Here is a 684-nt window from a genome sequence, read left to right on the forward strand (position 1 = left end):
CCCCTCATGGCCGATGGTACTGCACTATCATGCGGGAGAGTAGGTAGCTGCCATACTTATTAAGAGAAGCCTTGGTGCGTTTGCACTAAGGCTTTTTCTTTCTTTAAGAGTAGAGGACATCTGTTAAAGAGCAGATCTCAAAATAACTTGACACACAAAGCAGTCACTACTGCTAATCGATGATACATCCGGCTAGGCAAGAACCTACCACTACACTTTACTGTGTATCATCATTGTTTTCTAAAACAGAAAACACACTTAAGCTCAAACGCTTAATATCAATTTGAAATACAGCATAATACCAGCAATTAAGTTGAAATAATTTTTGCTGCGAGTGATAAAGATGCTATCTTTGCCATCCGCTTCAAAAAGCCACTGTTCTTTGTAAAATAAAGGGTTGATTATCAGATAAGTATACTGCACTTTCCCAATAGATAAGTCATTAGCATTGAGATAATTAAATATAAAAAATGTTGTAAAAGTTTTGGTGGTTAAATAAAAGATCCCTACCTTTGCAACCCCAACACAAACGATACAGAAAAGTTCTTCTAAAAATAACAAAAGATGTTTGGCAGGAGTGCCACAGAGATCGGATCTCACACATCACCAGCGGTCATGTAAATGATCAAAAGTTCTTTGAAAGATTGGAAACAACAGCACGAATCTAAGTAGTGATGCTTAGGT

At 37.1% G+C, this 684-nt stretch carries 1 protein-coding gene; it reads right to left on the minus strand.

Translation table 11 applies throughout. From position 1 onward, the window contains the following. Positions 1 to 264: 264 nt before the first annotated feature. The gene (locus PV783_RS34485; protein WP_420991256.1) at positions 265 to 600 is read right to left on the minus strand and encodes a hypothetical protein; all 336 of its coding nucleotides are present in this window, start codon (positions 598 to 600) and stop codon (positions 265 to 267) included. Between the last annotated feature and the right edge of the window lie 84 nt (positions 601 to 684).

The sequence above is a fragment of the Chitinophaga sp. CC14 genome, assembly GCF_048957795.1.
In the GTDB taxonomy this organism is placed as follows: domain Bacteria; phylum Bacteroidota; class Bacteroidia; order Chitinophagales; family Chitinophagaceae; genus Chitinophaga; species Chitinophaga ginsengisegetis.